21 protein-coding genes are annotated in these 20,165 nt (G+C 26.8%); 1 reads left to right on the forward strand and 20 read right to left on the reverse strand.

What is annotated here, in order from left to right; all coding sequences use genetic code 11:
* Positions 1 to 294: 294 nt before the first annotated feature.
* The 3 genes from ACQPVP_RS13140 to ACQPVP_RS13150 form a co-directional block, all read right to left on the reverse strand.
* Positions 295 to 1,284 carry a LacI family DNA-binding transcriptional regulator gene (locus tag ACQPVP_RS13140; protein ID WP_430850659.1) on the reverse strand — a complete coding sequence of 330 codons (990 nt, stop codon included), beginning with the start codon at positions 1,282 to 1,284 and terminating at the stop codon, positions 295 to 297.
* A 242-nt stretch (positions 1,285 to 1,526) separates the two neighbouring features.
* Entirely contained in the window at positions 1,527 to 4,868 is a 3,342-nt protein-coding gene (locus ACQPVP_RS13145) for an FtsX-like permease family protein (RefSeq protein WP_430850661.1), read from the reverse strand.
* A 9-nt stretch (positions 4,869 to 4,877) separates the two neighbouring features.
* Complete coding sequence (locus tag ACQPVP_RS13150) at positions 4,878 to 5,579, reverse strand: ABC transporter ATP-binding protein (protein WP_430850663.1); 702 nt, start codon at positions 5,577 to 5,579, stop codon at positions 4,878 to 4,880.
* A gap of 125 nt (positions 5,580 to 5,704) precedes the next feature.
* Between ACQPVP_RS13150 and ACQPVP_RS13155 the strand changes: the two genes are divergently transcribed.
* Positions 5,705 to 6,292, forward strand: coding sequence for a TetR/AcrR family transcriptional regulator (locus tag ACQPVP_RS13155; protein WP_430850665.1), 588 nt, complete (start codon positions 5,705 to 5,707; stop codon positions 6,290 to 6,292).
* A 366-nt stretch (positions 6,293 to 6,658) separates the two neighbouring features.
* On the opposite strand, the gene ACQPVP_RS13160 is transcribed toward ACQPVP_RS13155, so the two are convergent.
* The 17 genes from ACQPVP_RS13160 to rlmH form a co-directional block, all read right to left on the reverse strand.
* A complete protein-coding gene (locus tag ACQPVP_RS13160; protein ID WP_430850667.1) occupies positions 6,659 to 7,330 on the reverse strand; it encodes an ABC transporter ATP-binding protein in 672 nt (223 codons plus the stop codon).
* Positions 7,330 to 8,496, reverse strand: coding sequence for an ABC transporter permease (locus ACQPVP_RS13165; protein WP_430850669.1), 1,167 nt, complete (start codon positions 8,494 to 8,496; stop codon positions 7,330 to 7,332). The genes ACQPVP_RS13160 and ACQPVP_RS13165 overlap by 1 nt, the downstream gene beginning before the upstream one ends.
* Positions 8,497 to 8,500: 4 nt before the next feature.
* Positions 8,501 to 9,568 carry a hypothetical protein gene (locus ACQPVP_RS13170; RefSeq protein WP_430850671.1) on the reverse strand — a complete coding sequence of 356 codons (1,068 nt, stop codon included), beginning with the start codon at positions 9,566 to 9,568 and terminating at the stop codon, positions 8,501 to 8,503.
* A 62-nt stretch (positions 9,569 to 9,630) separates the two neighbouring features.
* Positions 9,631 to 9,984, reverse strand: coding sequence for a hypothetical protein (locus ACQPVP_RS13175; RefSeq protein WP_148324341.1), 354 nt, complete (start codon positions 9,982 to 9,984; stop codon positions 9,631 to 9,633).
* Positions 9,985 to 10,141: 157 nt separating this feature from the next.
* Positions 10,142 to 10,453: a hypothetical protein gene (locus ACQPVP_RS13180; protein ID WP_430850673.1), complete on the reverse strand. Its 312-nt coding sequence runs from the start codon at positions 10,451 to 10,453 to the stop codon at positions 10,142 to 10,144.
* 231 nt (positions 10,454 to 10,684) lie between these two features.
* On the reverse strand, positions 10,685 to 11,167 hold the full coding sequence (locus ACQPVP_RS13185; protein WP_430850675.1) for a hypothetical protein: 483 nt from the start codon (positions 11,165 to 11,167) through the stop codon (positions 10,685 to 10,687).
* A 106-nt stretch (positions 11,168 to 11,273) separates the two neighbouring features.
* Positions 11,274 to 12,950 carry a recombinase family protein gene (locus ACQPVP_RS13190; RefSeq protein ID WP_430850677.1) on the reverse strand — a complete coding sequence of 559 codons (1,677 nt, stop codon included), beginning with the start codon at positions 12,948 to 12,950 and terminating at the stop codon, positions 11,274 to 11,276.
* A 619-nt stretch (positions 12,951 to 13,569) separates the two neighbouring features.
* On the reverse strand, positions 13,570 to 13,821 hold the full coding sequence (locus tag ACQPVP_RS13195) for a Mor transcription activator family protein (protein ID WP_304358551.1): 252 nt from the start codon (positions 13,819 to 13,821) through the stop codon (positions 13,570 to 13,572).
* A gap of 1,445 nt (positions 13,822 to 15,266) precedes the next feature.
* The gene (locus tag ACQPVP_RS13200) at positions 15,267 to 15,404 is read right to left on the reverse strand and encodes a hypothetical protein (protein WP_430850679.1); all 138 of its coding nucleotides are present in this window, start codon (positions 15,402 to 15,404) and stop codon (positions 15,267 to 15,269) included.
* Positions 15,405 to 15,764 (reverse strand): hypothetical protein, encoded by a 360-nt coding sequence (locus ACQPVP_RS13205; RefSeq protein ID WP_430850681.1) that lies wholly within the window; start codon positions 15,762 to 15,764, stop codon positions 15,405 to 15,407. It abuts the gene before it with no gap.
* A gap of 18 nt (positions 15,765 to 15,782) precedes the next feature.
* Entirely contained in the window at positions 15,783 to 16,091 is a 309-nt protein-coding gene (locus ACQPVP_RS13210; RefSeq protein WP_430850683.1) for a DUF960 family protein, read from the reverse strand.
* 144 nt (positions 16,092 to 16,235) lie between these two features.
* A complete protein-coding gene (locus ACQPVP_RS13215; protein ID WP_291682319.1) occupies positions 16,236 to 16,541 on the reverse strand; it encodes a hypothetical protein in 306 nt (101 codons plus the stop codon).
* 20 nt (positions 16,542 to 16,561) lie between these two features.
* Positions 16,562 to 16,900, reverse strand: a complete 339-nt coding sequence (locus ACQPVP_RS13220; RefSeq protein WP_412656495.1) for a hypothetical protein — start codon at positions 16,898 to 16,900, stop codon at positions 16,562 to 16,564.
* Positions 16,901 to 17,004: 104 nt separating this feature from the next.
* Positions 17,005 to 18,288: a type II restriction enzyme gene (locus ACQPVP_RS13225; RefSeq protein WP_430850685.1), complete on the reverse strand. Its 1,284-nt coding sequence runs from the start codon at positions 18,286 to 18,288 to the stop codon at positions 17,005 to 17,007.
* Positions 18,281 to 19,123: a DNA adenine methylase gene (locus ACQPVP_RS13230; protein WP_430850687.1), complete on the reverse strand. Its 843-nt coding sequence runs from the start codon at positions 19,121 to 19,123 to the stop codon at positions 18,281 to 18,283. The genes ACQPVP_RS13225 and ACQPVP_RS13230 overlap by 8 nt, the downstream gene beginning before the upstream one ends.
* 133 nt (positions 19,124 to 19,256) lie before the next feature.
* Entirely contained in the window at positions 19,257 to 19,517 is a 261-nt protein-coding gene (locus ACQPVP_RS13235) for a hypothetical protein (protein ID WP_412656499.1), read from the reverse strand.
* 157 nt (positions 19,518 to 19,674) lie between these two features.
* On the reverse strand, positions 19,675 to 20,154 hold the full coding sequence (rlmH, locus tag ACQPVP_RS13240; RefSeq protein ID WP_430850689.1) for a 23S rRNA (pseudouridine(1915)-N(3))-methyltransferase RlmH: 480 nt from the start codon (positions 20,152 to 20,154) through the stop codon (positions 19,675 to 19,677).
* Between the last annotated feature and the right edge of the window lie 11 nt (positions 20,155 to 20,165).

Genomic DNA, 20,165 nt, shown 5'->3' on the forward strand with positions numbered 1-20,165 from the left:
CTTTTTATAATTCAATACTTTTAGAAAACTTTTTCATAAAGAATTTTATTGTTATAAAATTGTTTACATTGCAACCACCTTATAATTTCTAAAAAATAAAAAGAAAAGAAATATCACACAATGAAAAATTAATAAAAAAATTATTTACAGGATAATATCTTTATAATTTCCTAAAGAGTAAAAAAACTCCCAAAGGAGTTTCGAAAAGAAATTAATTTTAGTAATTCTCTAATAACTACATCAATAATTTTTAATTCTTAATTTTTCTCTTTGTATGACAACCTCTTATAATTGTTATTTCATACTTTTAATGCTATTCCCTTTAATTAGATTAAATCCTATTGTTTGAATATCTGGTACTTCTGCTCCATCTATCATTTTTATTATACTATTTGCTGCAATCTTTCCTACCTCTTCATTATGAAATTTAATTGTAGTTAAACTCGGTGTAATTATTTCTGACACATCATATCCTCCAAAACCAGATAATGATATATCCTCCTTAACCTTTTTACCTAATGAATTCATTGCTTTTATTACACCTAGGGCTATGTTATCTGTAGCACATATTACCATGGTTGGATCATAATTTTTTAATACATTATATGATACTTTTTCTGATGTTTTTGCGGTGAAATCTGTAATTTCAACTCTAATATCTTTGATATTATGCTCTTTTAGCTTATCTATTATACCAGCTTTACGCTTTACTCCAACAGCTATATCAAATTCATCTACTCCCAAATATAATATTCTCTCATGTCCTAAACTCGCTACATATTCTCCAATAGCTGCTCCAGCATTATAGTCATCATTTATTATTGATTTAACACCCTTACATTCCTGCCCTATTATTAAAACAGGTATTTTAAGCTTATTTATAATTTCTTTATGCCTACTGGTAATCTCAGTAGCAACTAAAATTATTCCATCAACCTTTAATCTGCTTAAACTCTCCAAATTATCTATTTCTAGATTCTTATTATGGCTAGTATTTAATATTAACGGGTTATACAAATTTTCTCTTAAAGTACTATCTATAGACATTATAACTCTTGATGTAACAATAGAATCTAAACATGGTGCTATAACCCCTATAAATCTACTTCTTTTTGCCTTTAAACTTTGTGCAAAAGCATTGGGTTCATAATTATTTTCCTCTATAACCTTTTTAATCTTTAACTTTGTTTCATCACTAACACTTCCACCATTTAAATACTTAGAAATTGTACTTTTTGCTACTCCTGCTAATTCAGCAATATCCTTAATAGTTAAATTACTCATTTTTTCTCCTATATTAATCTTACTTCTATAATATTAACCTTTTTTAAATTTAGCATGTATTAATTATAAGATAAAAATATGCTTATGTAAAAAAACATATTTTCTATTAAAGATAAAATTTCATAAAAATGAGGATTCAAAATATGAATCCTCACTCTTATGAATTAATATTAAAAATTATTTTTATACTTACCTTTTATATTTGTCTTCATATATTACAAATAAAATCATAGTAATTTGCTTTATTCAACTGACTTTAGAGCTTCAAGCATATCAACATTCTTTAATTTATTGTTAACATAATATTTTAAAACAAATACAATAATTGTAATTAATATAAATGGAATTGCATAAACTCCAATCCAACGATTTGGATTAAACATAACATCATCTGGTGGAACAACATTTAAAATATAACTATGCAATAGTATACCAAATCCCCATCCGATGATAATTCCAATAAATGATAATAGGATTGTTTCTCTATAGATATACATAGTCACTTCTTTATCAAAAAATCCTAAAACCTTGATTGTTGACAATTCTCTAATTCTTTCTGATACATTAATATTAGTTAAATTATATAGAATAACAATTGCTAATAGTGTTGCCACAATAATTAATACTTCCATAATTTTATTTAGTGAAGTAACTATAGTATCAATTTGTGAAGTCAAAGTTGTATTTTGAACAACTCCCTTAACTGCTGTTAATTCCATAAATTTAGATGCTTCTTTATTTGTGTTATCTACACTTGCATCTTTTAAGATAACAAGCTTAGCATTACTATCATAAGATTTACCATAAACATTTTCATATTCTTTTGAGTTCATAAAAATAAAATGTCCCATATACATTTCACAAATATTAGATACCTTAACTGTTTTTTCATTATTCTCACTATCTGTAAAAGTAAAAGTGTCGCCTTCTTTAACATCTAATAATTCAGCTAAACGTTCTGATATAACGGCACCATCATCTGTTAATCCTAGTTTCTCATTACTCATTCTATCTTTAAGAGAAATGTAACTATTAAAATCATTTTCATCTTCAGAAACAATCAATTTTATCTCCTGACGATCATTATTTTTACCAGCTACTTTCGATACTGTTTCATAATATATATTAGAGTAACTATCTATTCCATTTGATTTTAATAAATCTGAAAATTCATTTTTATCGCTTTCTTTTATATTACTATTTTGAGCAACAATAATATCATACTTGATAATATCTCCAAATTGACTATCTTTCATTCCAGCAATAGAATTCTTAACTCCGAATCCTGTAAATAATAGTGCTACTGATCCAGCTACACCAAAAATAGTCATGAACATTCTTTTTTTATACCTAAAGATATTTCTTGCTGTAACCTTATGAGTAAAACTCATTCGATTCCATATTACTGTAATATACTCCATTAAGATTTTAGAACCAGATACTGGAGGTTTAGGAAGTAATAATGTAGCAGGTTTATCTTTTAATTCTTTGCTTGCTACTATATGAGCAGGAATGACAGCACTTATAATAGATAAAATAATAGCTGCTAGTGTAACTCCCCAATGAAAATGCAATTCAATTTTAGGGATTGTAAATCCTTTACTATATGCATTATAAACAATATACGGTAACAATGTATGTCCTAAAACTATTCCTATAACAGTTCCAAGCATTCCTGAAGTAGCGCCATAGATAGTAAATTTTTTGATAATATCAAAATCATCATAACCTAATGCCTTTAAAGTTCCTGAGTTTATTCTTTCTTCATCAACAAAACGAGTCATTGTAGTAAGGGTTACTAAAGCTGCTACTAAATATAAAAATATAGGGAACACCTTCGCTAAAGAATCTACAATGGATGAAACTGTATTATAAATTTTATACCCTTCACTTCCCAGAATCTCTCTACGACTATTTAATGAATAAATAGGATTTGATAAATCATCAAGTGCTTTTTCTGCATCTTTTAATTTTTCTTCATTTTCATTAATTTCTTTCTGTGCTTTTGGTTCTTCTTCTTGGAATTCCTGTAATTTTTCATTATATTCTGTTTCTTTAGATGTAAGTTCACTCTTGGCTGCTTCAAGTTGACTTATTCCTGAACTATATTCACTCTTGGCACTTACCAGTTGCTGTTTAGCATTCTCTAATTGAAGATTTCCTTCATCAAGCTGTGACTTTGCTAGTGCCAATTTTCCCTCTGCCTGTGTTATCGCTAACTGTCCATTTTGCAATTCTTGATTTTTTGCATCAATTTGTGCCTGTGCTTCATTTACTTTAGCAATACCTGGATTGTAAGTCCCTTCTATAAAAGTATTATACTCACTTTCAATTTGTTGAAGCTGTGCCTTATATTCTAATATTTTCTGTTCCAACTGATTTTTTTCTAATTCAGAAATATTAGGATCAGCTATGGCTGATTCCATTTGACTAATTCCTACTTTTAGAGAAGCAATACCTTCTTCATATTGTTGTTTACCACTTTGAAGTTGTGTTTTAATATCATTAACTTCTTTTTGTTTAGTACTTATTTCTTCTTTACCTGACTCTAATTGATTCTTCTTTACTGCCAGTTCACTAATTCCACTATCATATTCAGATTTCTTCTGATTAAGATAATTCTCATTTTCAGCTATTTCTGCTTCCCCTTTTTCAATCTGACTCTTAGCGTCATTTAGTTTTACTTCATTTTCCTCAATCTGAATTTTAGCTGATTCAATTTGACTATTAGCGTCATCTAGCTGAGACTTAGCATCTTCTAATTGTTTCTTAGCATCTTCTAATTGCTTTTTACCATCATCTATCTTACTTTTATATTCTTCTTGAATAGATTCCATTCTGATTTCTGGCTGATCTTCCAACAACTCAGATAAATTATCCTTATGTGCTTGAATCAAATCAACGTATTCATCGCTATATGGATCAACTCCTTGAGTATCTTCAAAAGTAATCTTTGCCATCATATACACATCAGAATCAAAAACTTCTTCATTCACCACTGCAAAGCTATTTAATTCTCCTGTTCCAGCAGTAGTTTGTCCACGGTTTATACTAGATAAAATCTCACCTGAATTAATATATCCAACAATTTTAAAATCATGTATCTTTAAAATCTTTGCTCCAGTAATATCAGCTTTTTCAGTAAAATTAATAGTATCTCCTATTTTATAATCATCACTATAAGTACTATCAATAGCAATTTCATCATCCGATATTGGCATTCGCCCTTCAACTATTTCATATTGTGAAACTAATTCGGGTTTAGAAAATATTCTGAAGCTTATATTAGTATTTTCAACAACAACATCCTTGAGATAAATATATTCAATATCTTTAATGTCCTCGGCTTTTTCAATAGTACTTTGATCAATTTCATTAATCCCATAATCCCCAATTATTGTTATATCGGCAATATTAAGATTCTCAAAATAACCTTTTCCAGTTGCTCTCATATCTGGTCCCGTTACAAATAGACCAACCAATGCAAAAGAACCTAAGGCCATTAGCATCATAATTGAGAAGAATCTTCCCCATGAATTAGAGAATGACTTTCTGATGTCTTTCCATAACATTCTTTTTCTCATCCATATCACCTACCATTCGATATCAGCAATTTTTTTCGGATTTGGATTTATATCGATTTTTTTAACTTTAGCATCGTGCATATGAATCACACGGTCAGCAATTTCAGCAATAGCAGCATTATGAGTTACAATAATAACAGTTGCTCCATGTTCTCGGCTCATATCCTGAAGTATTTGCAGAACCTGCTTTCCTGTATTATAATCAAGTGCTCCTGTCGGTTCATCACATAAAAGGATTTTCGGATTTTTAGCAACTGCCCTGGCTATCGCTACACGTTGTTGCTCTCCTCCTGAAAGCTGTGCTGGGAAATTATCAATACGCTTCTCTAGACCAACATCTTTTAAAACCTCAATTGGATCCCTTGCATCCTTAAGAATTTCGGAAGCCAACTCAACATTCTCCTTAGCGGTAAGATTAGTAACCAAATTATAGAACTGAAAAACAAACCCAACATCACTACGTCTATATGCAGTTAACTGCTTGAGATTATAATTGGAAATGTCCTTACCATCAATGATTACCTTCCCCTCACTATTAGTATCCATTCCTCCAAGAATATTTAGAACAGTAGATTTACCAGCGCCTGATGAGCCTAAAATAACTACTAATTCTCCTTTTTCAATAGAAAAACTAACATCATTATTAGCAACAATTTCTGTATCACCAGTTTTATAACGTTTATAGCTATGAATCATTTCTATATAGCTCATGTTCTTTTCCCCTCTCTTAAATAGACAACATGTTGATTTATTTATGGATTTATTTTATACTATGCCTATAAAACAATCAATAATCACTTTTTTAAATGTGTTGATTTAAGGAGGAAAAATTAAATATGACTCAGAAACGAAAGACACAAACTAAAACCATAATTAAAAATGTCTTTACGCAACTTCTTATTGAGAAAGGATTTAATTCTTTAACAGTGAGTGATATTACTAGAATATCAAATATCAACAGAGGAACTTTCTACTTACATTATGTTGATAAATATGATTTACTTGAGCAATTAGAAAATGAAATAATCAGTGAACTTACTAATATTTTATTAAAAGATTCAGAATACAATTTAAATAATCCCTTGGAATTAATTCCTTATTCCTCAATTTTAAATGCTCTATATTACGTAAAAGAAGATTTTGAATTTATCATGGCTTTAATAGGTAATAAAGGAGATTCTGCTTTCGTAGAAAAATTTAAAGATATTATAAAAAAGTTAATAGAGTCCAGAGTAAATAAATCCAATAGCTTAAGTTTATCTATGAAAGGAATCCCCAATGATTACGCCAATGAAATTTTACTTAGCAGTATAATATCCGTTATTTTACTTTGGATAAGAAAAGGTGGAGTAGAATCTCCAGAAGATATTGCTAAAATTATTAGTCAAGCAAAAGAAATTGCCCCTTATGAGTTGTTAATTTAGATTTACATTAATTTAAACTACTATAGTAAATACTTCTTCATTTTACAAAAAGGATGTGAGAAGATTTATGTAAAAACAAATTTTCTACATCCTTAAATATACCTAAAAAAATCATTAAGTCTATTTTCTCATTCATAGAAGCCATATTATTAATATTAATTCGTATGTGTCCAATGTGTGTAAGTTCGCCTTGCCAAATATAAAATTTGGAGGCAATATATGTAACACCTACTCACATTCGTTCCTAGGTGTAAGTTCGCCTTGCCAAATATAAAATTTGGAGGCTTACTTATGGTACGGTTCTCCGTATCGGTAATAAGTGAGGTTTTAAATTATAAATTATTTATATAAAATATATCTTAAATCCTAATAACATTCATCACTTATTATTTTACCATCAACAATTTTTATTATTCTTGAACATTGTTTTGCAATATTATAATCATGTGTTACTATGATAATTGTTTTACCTAATTTATTTATTTCTAAAAGTAATTCCATAATATCTTGTCCTGTTTTTTGGTCTAAATTACCTGTAGGCTCATCTGCTAGTATAATTTCTGCTTCTGTTACCAATGCCCTAGCTATTGCTACTCTTTGTTGTTGTCCACCTGATAATTTATTAATTTTTTTATCTTTATGCTCTAAAAGCCCAACTTTCTTAAGATAAAACTCTGATTTAATTATTCTTTCCTTGTTACTACATTTTCTATATGTTAAAGGAAGCATAACATTTTCTAAGACCGTATATTGCTTTAATAATGCAAAATATTGAAATATAAAACTAAAAAAACTATTTCTTAATTTATTAGGTTTATTTTTTATTAATTCTTCTACTTCTTTTCCATTAATATAATAATTTCCACTAGTCTTACTATCTACTATTCCTAATATATTTAATAAAGTACTCTTTCCTGAACCAGATGGTCCCATTATAGCAATTAATTCACCTTTTCTAATCTTTAAATTAATATTATCCAAAACTATAGTATTATTATCATATATTTTTGATATATTCTCTAATTTTAAAAGCTCCATTATTCAGTACCTCCAATTAACTCTTTAGGTTGAACCCTTTTTAATATTTCAAATAGTATTAAACTAGTAAAAATATTTATTATTATAATAGTTAATACAATAGGTATAAAAAATGTCATATTAAAATTTATAAAAACAATATTTTCAACTGTATTATATCTTGTCGCTTTTATAAAATTTATATTTATTATATAAGTTAAAAATATAGTTAATATAGATGCTATAATCGATAATATAATATTCTCTGAAATAACCTTCAAACAAATTGCTTTAAAGTTTTCTCCTAAAACTATTCTTATGCCAAACTCTCTTCTTCTAAAAGTTATAGATAATATAGTAGATATGATTACCCCTATTAATGCAATAAATACTGAAATAATTAAAAATGGTACCCATTGTTTATTTGATTCAAAAAATCCATTTAAATCACTTTTTATAGCTTCTTTCATATTTTTAATAATAATTTCGTCTGAATTTATAATTTTTTCTTCATTATCATTAAATTTTATAAAAAATTCTTTACTTCCAATAGGAGGACTATTTTCACTCATTGGTATAATGAAAGAATTTTTAGAATTTATATAAGAAGATAAATAGTAATTACTTTCTATAAAGTATTTATTTGCTTTCAAAAAACCTACTACAATATATTTTTGTCCTGAATATTTATCTTCAAAAACATCATTTATTTTACATTTATTCTTGTAATCATTTCCTAATATAATTGGAATTGGATTTGATGGATTAAACAAAAAATCCTCTCCATTAAAGCCTTTACCTTGAATAAAATTTTCATTTAACATATTGTAATAATCTTCATTAATACTTACTCCAATAATATCGTAATCATTTAAACTCTCTATATATAATGATATCGTTGAATAAGCTCCTATAAGTCCTTTTTCTTCTTCATTTATTTTTTCTACAAGTTCAATATATAAATCATTATCTCTTCTAACTATTGAATCATCTTTAGCATTTATTAAATATATCTCTTCAATATCATTCAAAGCCCATCTATTACTTGAATTAACTATAGCACCATCAAAATATATATTTAATATGCTATAAGAAATAAATAATGTAAAAGTTAATTGTATCACTGTCAATATAGCACTATTTTTTCTAGTTTTAATTCCATATAAAATATCTTTTAAAATAAACATAGTTTTACTCCTTTAAAATATATGATATATTATCATTATTATTTTTAGGATAAATAAATTTTACTATTATAAAAACTAATAAAATAGTAATAATAGGAACCACTATAATATTATTGATTGAAATTTTCATTGGAATATTCCTTGTTTTTATATTATTTATATCTAAAATTTGTTGAATACTCAATCCCAAAGTAGATGCAATTATTGCACAAATTGATAGTTTTGAAAATTCACTTATTATAATACTAAAATTACTTGCTCCTAGTACACTTTTTGTGTAAATCTCTTTTCTTTTTGAAAAACTAAAATATGAAATAAATAAAACTAAATTTATTAAACTTATAAATATAAGACATAATGAATATAAGACTCTTGTAAAGAAATATGTGTTTACCTTAAATGAATTTATTAAAAATTGAAACTTTTTATTTATTATATTTATTTTTAAATTATCATTGTTTTCTTTTAAAAGTTTTTTGATTAATCCTATTTCTATATTTATTTTCCTATTGCTAGAAATTAGTATAGATAATACTCCATCTTTAATAGCAATATCATATCCTAACTTATCCCTATTATTATCATATGGAATGTAAATATATTTTTCCAATTCCGGGAAATTATTAAAATCTAATTTTCCTATGATATTATAGCTATTAGGATATATATTAATTAAATCTCCTATTTTAAAATCCTCTCCACTAACAACTACATTTTCAGTATTATTATCTAGTTTATTTCCATCTATAATTTCATTATTCCATCCATTATAATTAAAAACATATATCTTAAATATACCATTAAAAATATTAATATCAGTAATTATATTAATATCATTTAAATTTTTCTGTCCAAACTCACTTAATTCTTTTAAATCTTCATCTGTAACTCCATATAAAGACATTTCATATATATACTTTGATTTTCCAACTAAACTTCCTAAATATTTTTCATAATAATCTTCAAACGATGTTATTGATATTGATATTGCAAAGCTAAATATCATCAAAGAAAAAGTTATCAATATATAATATATTTTATTTGCTTTAAAATCTCTTAATAAAAATCTCATAAAACCTCTCCTTAAATATAAAAGTAATAGAAAAATTTCTATTACTTTTATATTTATTAATTTTAATCAAGATAAAGACTTTTAGATATTTCTTCACTTTCTGTAGGATATGTCCAAATATGGTCTGAATAAATACGAGAAGCATTGCTACCTGTTAATGAAACTGAAACCGTATTCCCAGAGTAAGGATTATAAGAAACTTTTTCTTTATAATGTCCTGCATTAGATGATACATTAGTTAATATTTTTTTTAAACCTTGAGATGGTGCTGTAGTTGTTGATTGTGCATAAAAGTTACTTCCATCTGTATAATATCCTTTTAATGAACAATAATTTGAAACTGAAGAAGCTGCAAAAGCATTAACCCCCATTATTGATAACCCAACTAAACTTAATGATATTATTTTCTTTTTCAATTTAATCACCTCTAACCTAATATTGTTATGCATAACTCATTATTATTTTGCCATTTTTTTCTTTATTTTTCAATTTTTATTAACAAATTTTAACATACATTAATTTGCTTTTAACAAAATTTGTAAATAATCTATAAATACTATTAAATACTTTATTTTATATAGCAATATCTAAGTTCAATATACTTACTCCAACACTTCTCAACATAAAAGAAGAAGGAGTACCCTTTATAGATACGCCTTCTTCTTTGCTTATATAGTCAACCAAACTATCATTTATTTTTAGTTTTATTGAATCTATTTCTCTTGATTCATTTATAGTTATTTCTGATATTATCATATGAAGCAATTTCTTCTGTTGCTCTCTTGTTGCACTTTCTGTTAGTACTTTTCCAAAACTCTCTAGTATACTCTTTATGAACTCATATAGTATTTCTTCACTCACATCATCTGAAAGTGTAACCAGCAATGGTTCTTTTTTCTCTTGAAGACTTTTTACTCTTTTGTTTAGTTATTCTTTTCTTTATTCTATATGAATTTAACTTACTTATGATACGGTATTTTTGCTAATAAAAACATTCTTAACCATTGAAATTACTGGCTTAAGACCACTTTTCGCATTTATTTATGGTACGGTTCTCCGTATCAGTATTAAGTGAGGTTTCTTTATATTCATTTATTAGCTAAACTATAATTTATACTATTCTTTTTTGTTCTTATAAAAATTAAAATCAAAATAATGTGTCTTTTTATTCACAAGTATTGTGCCTATTTGCCCTTTTTCACATTTTTTGACCGGTATAGCATTTGCACCATTTAAACATTCTAATGTACCAAAGTATACAGAATAATAATTCATATCAAATTGAATAGCCATCCAATACGCTTCTGCATTATATTTTTCAGATGCCCTTTTTGCTTTTTCGTAAGCATTAGTTCCGAGATTATAGTAACCATTAAGTTTCCCATCCACTCCAAATTTATTTCGTGCCTTAACACTTATTATTAAACGCCTATCCCCTTTTTCACAATATATATCAGCATATTCTTCATTCATATGCTCATCATTTAAATTTCGAATTTTATCGTATTGTTCATCAACTAATGTTTTAATTGCGAATAATTCACCAAGCTCTCCTAATGACTTTTTTCTAGCAGCTTCTTTTTTGTTTTCTATATCCATTTCTCCATCTCTCCATGCTCAATATATCAACCTTATAATTTATATTTTCTAAATCTATAAATATTATAATATTTACTAATTATAATCTCAATATTTTATCTTATTGTTATATAGCAATATCCAAATTCAATACACTCATTCCAACATTTCTTAACATAAATGAAGAAGGAGTACCCTCTATAGATACTCCTTCTTCTTTACTTATATATTCAACCAAGCTATCATTTATTTTTAGTTTTATTGAATCTATTTCTCTTGCTTCATTTATAGTTATTTCTGATATTATCATATGAAGCAATTTCTTCTGTTGCTCTCTTGTTGCACTTTCTGTTAGCAATTCACTGAAATTCTCTAGTATGCTCTTTATGAACTCATAAGGTATTTCTTCACTTGCATCATCTGAAAGCGTAACTAGAAATGGTTCTTTCTCCCCTTGAAGACTTTTTGCTCTTTTGTTTAGCTCATCTTTTCTCTCCTTGAACTCTTCCTTAGATATTAGTTCTTCTTCATATGCCTCGAAAAGTTTAGTTTTCTTTCTATCTATCTTTTCAAGCTCTTTATCTATTCTTTCTAGCTCTTTCTTAGCTGGACTTATCTTTTTATGTCTTTCTTTATTAATGTTATTTACTATAGATTTAACCATTTTCTCATTAGAAAGTAATTCTGAAATCTTATTAAATACATACTCATTAGCTTTATCAACTCTTATTGTATTAGAGTTACATACACTTGTACCTTTATTCTTCCATGCTCCACAACAGTAATAAGCTATTCTCTTCTTAGTTCCATCAGCTAACTTATTGGTAGTTCTTGAAATCACCATACCAGCTCTACATTTAGGACATCTTAGTATTCCTGTTAGTGGATATTCACCATCATATATTCTTGATGGTTTACCTTTCTTACTTTCCATGATTGCTTGTACCTTATCCCATAACACTTCATCTATTATAGGTTCATGTATTCCATCTGTTATTATTGGATTAGCATTTATATTTCTTCTTCTCTTTTCTGACCAGTTTTGTCTTACATTATACCTAACCTTTCCTATGTATACTGGGTTAGTTAGAATTTCTCTTATTGAACCTACTGAAAAATCATTACCTTTCTTAGTCTTATAACCTAGCTTATTTAGTTGATTAGTAATAGCCTTATATCCTTTTCCACTAACATATTCATTGAAAATAAATCTTACTGATTCTGCTTCCTTTTTATTTATTGTTAGCTTACTCTTTCTTCTCTTTGCTCCCTCTTGATTCTCCATAGGAATTAAGTCATACCCTAAGACTCGTCCTCCACACCATTCTCCTGATTTTGCTTTTGCACACATTCCCATTTTTACATTTTGAGCTATTGTTCCTCTCTCGAATTCTCCTATCAATGCCATCATCTGAAATTGCATTTTTCCTGCTGGAGTACTATTGTCGAACTGCTCTGAATAATAATTGAAAGCTATATTATTCTGCTCTAGTATATCTACTATCTTTAGAACATCTGAAAGCTTTCTACTTATTCTATTAATTTTCCAAGAAATCACCATCTGAAACTTTCTTTCCTCTGCATCCTTTAGAAGTTCCTTTAGTGCTGGTCTATTTTTTATATCTTTACCACTTATTCCTCTATCTGAATACACTTTATATACTGAATAGTTCATTTTATTACACCAATCTCTTAGAAGTCTTTCTTGTTCATCTATACTATATCCTTCTTCTGCTTGTTCTATTGTACTTACTCTACAGTATATAGCAACATATTCTATCTTATTTACTTTATCTATATTCATTTTTATTCTCCTATAATCATTAACCTATTTCTACTGAAAATATCGACACTATCGGTACTACGGTTATGACGATATTCTCTATTACAATTATTCTTGGATAGTAAGGGGTAAAGGTAGATAAGTAGATAAAAAGTTTTATTTATAAAAAATAAATTTTTATTTTTTAATTTTATTTAGCTCTACTACTTTACCCCCTTTACCCCCAATCATTTATTATTTTCTTATTATTGTATTCATCTTACTTCCCCGCTTTTCCCATAATCCCGTAAGATTTTACTATTGTTATAAAAACTTATTTATTTTTAGTTTTCTTTTTTATTTATTATAGACCTATTATTTTTTACGGGTTTACGGGATTTACGGGAATTATACATCTTGGTGTTGATTCTGCCTCTATTTAGGACTTATTACCTTCTTCTTCTATTATTTATTTCATTTCCCTTGGACGTATGGTCGCATAGAGCTTTCACTCTTTTCTTACTTACATTCTCTTTTTATGTAACTCTTTTTACTCCTATTTAGAAATTTAATATGTCCTTACGTCCAACTTATTGATTTTCTTTACTTCTATTCAACCTAAGTTAGCCCTACTTACAACCTCTATCAGTCCAATACTACATTAACTAAATTCAATCTTATTTAACATCTTCCTCAACCAATTAGTTGTATAATCTAGCTTCTTAGATAATTCTTTCAAGTTCTTACCATTGTAATTTTTTATAAGATACTCTTCTATGTACTCCTTAGAGTATAATCTCATTGGAAAGTTTACTTGTTGACCTCTAAAATGTTTATGTATTTTTAATGTATTATCTAATCCTAGTAATTCAACTAACTCTTCGTATACTCCATTATAATCTGACTTATTCATATAACACTTCCTCCTAAAATATAAAAAAGAGTTAATGCTTCTTTTTATTAGAAACATTAACTCTTTAATCAGATTTATAATATATATTTGACTACATCATTTAAAACAGTTGATTTACTATTTCTTTGTTGTTTTTATTTTGAGTGTTATTATTTATTCTCAATTTCTGAAATCTCTGCTTTCTAGTATGTTATTGTTGCTTTCTGATGTATTTCTCTTTATTGGTAGATTAGATTTTTATCTCTTTCTATTGTTATTATTTTATTATCTATTGTAATTTATTAGACTTTCTTAATTCTATCTATATCAATTGGTATAGTTTTCTTCATCCATTCCTTTTGTTGTTATATTATCTTAATTGTATCATTATATATTGATTAGATTTTCTTCATCTTATTGTATCTATTTCTTATCACTTTATATCTTCTTTATTATTATTAACTTTATTTGATATAATTTTTATTATTACTTTATATTATTGAAATTTCTTAATCAATTATTTTTAACTTGTATCTATTCTTAATTATCTTCTTATTGTAATGTTATTATATACTTCTTCCTATCATTTTTATTTATTGTATTTACTCTTATCATTCTTATTATTTATTTTATTTTTTATTGAAATAGATTTTTATTAATCTATTCCAATTCTTATTTTTATTATAAGGCTTTAGCCCCCCTATCCCCCCGTTACTCTTTCCAAGTTCCAAGTTCCAAGTCCTTAGTTCCTATTCCCTAGTTCCAAGTTTCATTATTTTTATGTTTTATCATTTCAATTCTTTTTATTTTTTAGTGAAATTAGATTTTCCTATCACATATTATTTGTTATGACTTATCCTTGATTTCAAGTGGAATTATTGAGCCTAGGATTTCCTGTACCTTCAACATCACATGGTCTTTCATGCCTTGTTATCCTAGGTTGTAATGTTATGAAGCTATTATTTACTGATTTTTCTTTATTACTTACCATCTTATTTAGAAAACATTCAATTTATCCTCTCTTCGCAGTTTTTTATTCCTATGGCTACATTTATTCACATTTTCTAAAATCTCTGCTTTATGATGTGCTATCGTTGCTTTTTAGGTGTACTTAGATTGATTGTAGTTACAATTTTTCTCTTTATCCTATGTTCAAGATAAATTATATCTTTACTTAGACTTCTTCTATTCTTTCTCCTCAATCTTATTCTTACTGAAAATATCGTCACTATCGTTATATCGATACTACTATTACAACGATATTTTTCAGTAGTTTATTATTGCTATAAAAAAAATTAGCTTATTGTTATAATATCATCACAATGAATTTATTATTCTTAATTGTGATGATATTATATATTAATTCTTACACTTCTTAATTATTAGACAACTTCTTAGATTTTTTAATTGTAAAACATTCACTAGATATTTATTTAAAATCTAATGAATACTTAATAAAAATTTATTTATAGAAATTTTCTTATGAAATCCTTAGACACTCCGAACATAGCTGATGCTTTAGATACTGCTTGTGCTTCTGATAAACCTGATGATATCATATCCAAGACTACACTTATTATCTTCAATATAAGTAAAAGATTCAACTATTTCACCTCCTTTAAGTAAGTGTAAATATATGAGTAACTATCCCTTACTGGTATAAGCTTGATTACATATTTACTTAACTCTAAATCAACATATAATAGAGTTTCATTATCATATCCTGTACCATTACATAGGCTAACTATATTATTAAAATTATCTATCAACTCGAATTGAATATAATTAAGTTCTTGTTGTAACTTTCTTAAATCTATTTCTCTTTTATTATTTAATTCAATTATTAACTCTCTTGGATTCCATTGATTAGACAACCTTCCATCGTAGAAGTCGAACCTCATTACTCCAAGAAGTTCTTTACTATCATAATTAAAATACTTTTCTTTACTTAGCTTATTTATCATTTACTTGAACCTCCTCGATTAGTATTCTGATGGAAAAAGCATTGTAGAATATTCTCCACTATCTATTACATATAACTTAATCTCATTATCTATCTGAATATCTTCTATCTCTATTTCATATGTGCATGAGTATTCAGGAACTTCTTGGCTTTGATTTATTACAATCTTATTTCCTTCTTTTCTTATCTTGAAAACCTGTAAGTAATCTAGTTCAACATCTCCTTCATACTTAAGCTTATCAATCATGCTCCACATTATAAGTTGTAATCTTATATCTACTTCTTCATTTACACCTCTAGTTACATACCTATTATCTTTCTTGAACATATTTCTTTATCTCCTTTTCATTACAAGTTTTTATAATCACTTTTCCTTTTCTTATTACCCCTACACATAGAACTCTCTTCATTCCCTTTTACCTCCCTACAATAGAAAAAGTCTTAATCACTATCCTTATAGCAATTAAGACTTTTAGATTTTACTTATTTCTTGTTTTAACATTTCAATGAATCCTTCTGAAAATACTTTTCTACTTATTGATTCTTTTATTAGCTCTATTAGTTCTAGCTCTGTTACATCAAGACTTCTTGGAATATATGTTTCATCACCTCTTCTAGTAGCTTTGTAGACGCAGAACCTTACTTCATCTCGCTTTAGCTCTTTGATGTAGATTTTCTCTATTGAGTATGTGTACTCTCCTTCTCCAACTTTTCCTTGGCTTTTTATCTTGCAGTACTTAGTTTCCTTGATTATCTTTTCTTCACTCTTCTTACTCACATTAATTCTACCTCCTTATCTTATTCCAGTAGGAACTTAGAAAGTTCTTCAGTACATACTACTACAATTGCATAATCACTTGAAAGCAAGTATAAGCTTGAAGTGTAATTTTTTCCATTTACAACCTCAATTACATCAGTATATTCTGGTATCAACCCTTGTAACTTTTCTTGTTTCAATATTTCGATATCTACGATATTTTCTGCTATAACTATATATCCACCTAAGTCATTATGTATATCTCTATTTGTTCCATAATTTTCATTCAGTGCATCTATTGTTACTTTCATACTTTCAATTATTTCTAATGATATATTATTCACTTCTAGTAATTGACTTTCTTTATAAACTTTTTTCACTCTATATTCTCCCTTCTAAATATTAAAAACTCTTACCTATATGTAAATACAAGTAAGAGTTTTTTTATCATTCCATATAATAATATATATTTAAAATTCTATTCCTATACTATCTTAGTTAATTGTATTATCCAATTAACCCATCCAGTTACTGTTGAAGCCCTTCTTTCATATGTACTATTCGCTTGAACTTTATATAAATTTGACTCTTCCATAATTCTTACAACATCTTTCCTCGCCGGAATCTCACTATATTCCAAGCACTCCTTAAAACACTCTCTAAAAGCTTTATGTTTAAATATTAATTCCACATATTTTAACTGTCTTTCTTTATATCTTAACTTAAACATATTTCTTCCTTCTGATGTCAAAAAAAATTTTACTCCATCTTTTCCTCTTTTTTTGTCTATAAGACCAAGATATCTTCCTGCATCAGTATAATAGTTTGTTTGTCTAGGATTAAAGTCATAATTTACAGTTATTTCTTCTTTAGTCATTTCATTTTTATATAATAATTCACATAAATTAATAACCCTATTAAAGCTATCTGCTTGTGGAAATGGTATTTCAGGCTCGTCCAAAACTTCTGTATTGTTAAACTTTTCTATAATATCATTTATTTCTATATCTATATTTTCAATTGTATAGTTTTTTTGCTTTACTAATACTAATGAATTATAATTTTCTTTATCTTTAAATTCATACTCATACAAATTATAAATACCATTTGAGTAAACCATAAATATTGGTTTTACTTTTTTATCTATTTTATTGCTCCATAATCTATATGGATAATAAAGCTGTCTTATTATAAAATCATCTGAAAGTGAGTTTTTTGCCTCAATTAAACTTAAAGTTTTAATTCCCTCATAACCACCATCTATTTCTATTTGAGAGTTTTCAACCTCAACTTCCATCTCATCACTATTAATATCTTTAATTTTGAAGCTAAATAAATCTGAACTCATTCTTCCACTTACTGTTGGAACTATTTCATCATCGTCTACGAAATCATGTATTATTCCAGAAACATATGCACAATTAATTGCCATAGCTTCACTGCTAATATTTTCATAATCTATACTTGTAATATATTCCGGAAATTGTACTCTAACAACCTCCGGATTTATATTTTCAAAATTACTATATGCTTCAAATTTAGAAATTATATAATTTCCTCTAGTAATTGGTAATATTGAAAGCTTATTATCAGCAAAAATTTTAGGTAAATTTACCTTATGGTCAAATTTAGTCATTAACCTAGCTTCTCTTACCTCATTAATTTGTTTAGCTGTAATTTCAAACTTACCTTTCTCATTAATTTCAGAAATTATATTATACTTATTAAATAAAAATTCCCAAGCTATATCATTTTTACCCTTACTCATAATTTCTCACTAACACCTCATCTACTTCGCCTCTAGCATTACCATTTGAATTTATAGCTCTTTTAGCTTTAACTATTTTGATATTATAATCCTTATATAAATCTTTTATAAAGTCTGTTGCAGAGTTTGATAATAAAAATTTAACACCCTTTTTATCTAACTTGTCACATAATTTTTTCAATCTGATTTGCTCATCTCTATTAAATCCTCCCTTATCATACCCAGTAAAGTTAGCACTATTTGAAACTGGGTCATATGGTGGGTCTAAATATACAAAAGCACCTTTTCTAATTCCTTTTAAACTTGCCTCAAAATCACCATTTAAAATCTTTATATCAGCTTTGTTAAAATATTTACTTACAGCCTTAAGCGTTACCTCATCAACAATATTAGGATTTTTATATTTTCCAAAAGGTGAGTTAAACTCTCCAGCCTTATTAACTCTAAATAATCCATTAAAACAAGTTTTATTTAGATATACTATCCTTGATGCTTTTTCAACATTCGATAAGTTCTCATATTTATCTTTTTTTCTATCTAATTCTCTTATACTATAAAAATATTCTGGTGTATTTTCATGTTTTTTTAAATCTTCTATTAATAACTCTACATCATCTTTTATTACATTATATAAATTTATTAATTCACCATTAACATCATTAATTACAGCCTTGTCTGGTTGTAGCTCAAATAATACTGCTCCTCCACCTATAAATGGTTCATAATATGTAGTATATGTTTTTGGCAACACTTTTTCTATTTCACTCATAAGTTGTCTTTTTCCACCTACCCATTTTAACACAGGTGCTGCTAATATTATTTTATTTTTTTTCATAGTTAATCCTCCAAAGTATTATATATTTAAGTATAAATCAAATACGACCATAAGAACATATGTTTCCATAAAATTTTATATTAAATATAAATAACCTCTGAAAAAATCAAAGGCTATTTATTAATTAATAAATTTATTTTTCTATTTCACTACATAGTACTCCATTAGGATAGATAGATTTTGAAAATCTGCAACTTTCACAATGACTTTGTGGTCCATCCGGTCTATTACTTGATGCTCTCTTTGGAGTTGTTCCAAAATCTTCAGGATATGAATAATAAACATGTTCTACTCCATTTTCAATAGAGCATCTTGGACACGATTTAAACTTTCCATCCTTACTATATTGAGAGCGATTTAATGATTTACCACATACTCTACATAATTCACCCATTATAATACACCTCTTATAAATATAATTAACTATAAAGTAATTATATTATAATAAATGTATTTTTTAAACATATATTATTCACTATATTATAATATTATACTATTAATTATTAAATATATATATATTTAATCAAATCCAATTTAAGTAAAAACCTCATTTACTTATGGTACGGTTCATTCTTCATTATTCTAAAGCTTCTATAGATTTGTTCTAAAAGCATTACTCTAAATAATTGATGTGGAAATGTCATTTTTGAGAAACAAAGTTTGTAGTTTGCTCTTTTTATTACTTTTTGTGAAAGTCCTAAGCTTCCGCCTATTATGAATGCTATATTAGAATTACCCATAACTCCGCAGTTTTCTATGTATGATGCAAATTGTTCTGATGTTAGGTTTTCTCCCTTTAAATCCATAGCAACAACATGCATATTTTCTTTTATTTTAGAAAGAATCAAATCTCCTTCTTTATCTTTTATTTGTTGTTCTTCTTTTTCTGACGCGTTATCTGGTGTTTTTTCATCTGGTAATTCTATTATTTCTAACTTACAATACCTGCTTAGTCTTTTTGAATATTCATCTATTGCTTGTTTTAAGTATTTTTCTTTTAGTTTTCCAACTGAAATTATAGTTAAATTCATTCCCATTTTCT

Source organism: Clostridium nigeriense (genome assembly GCF_050585265.1).
Taxonomy (GTDB): domain Bacteria; phylum Bacillota; class Clostridia; order Clostridiales; family Clostridiaceae; genus Clostridium; species Clostridium nigeriense_B.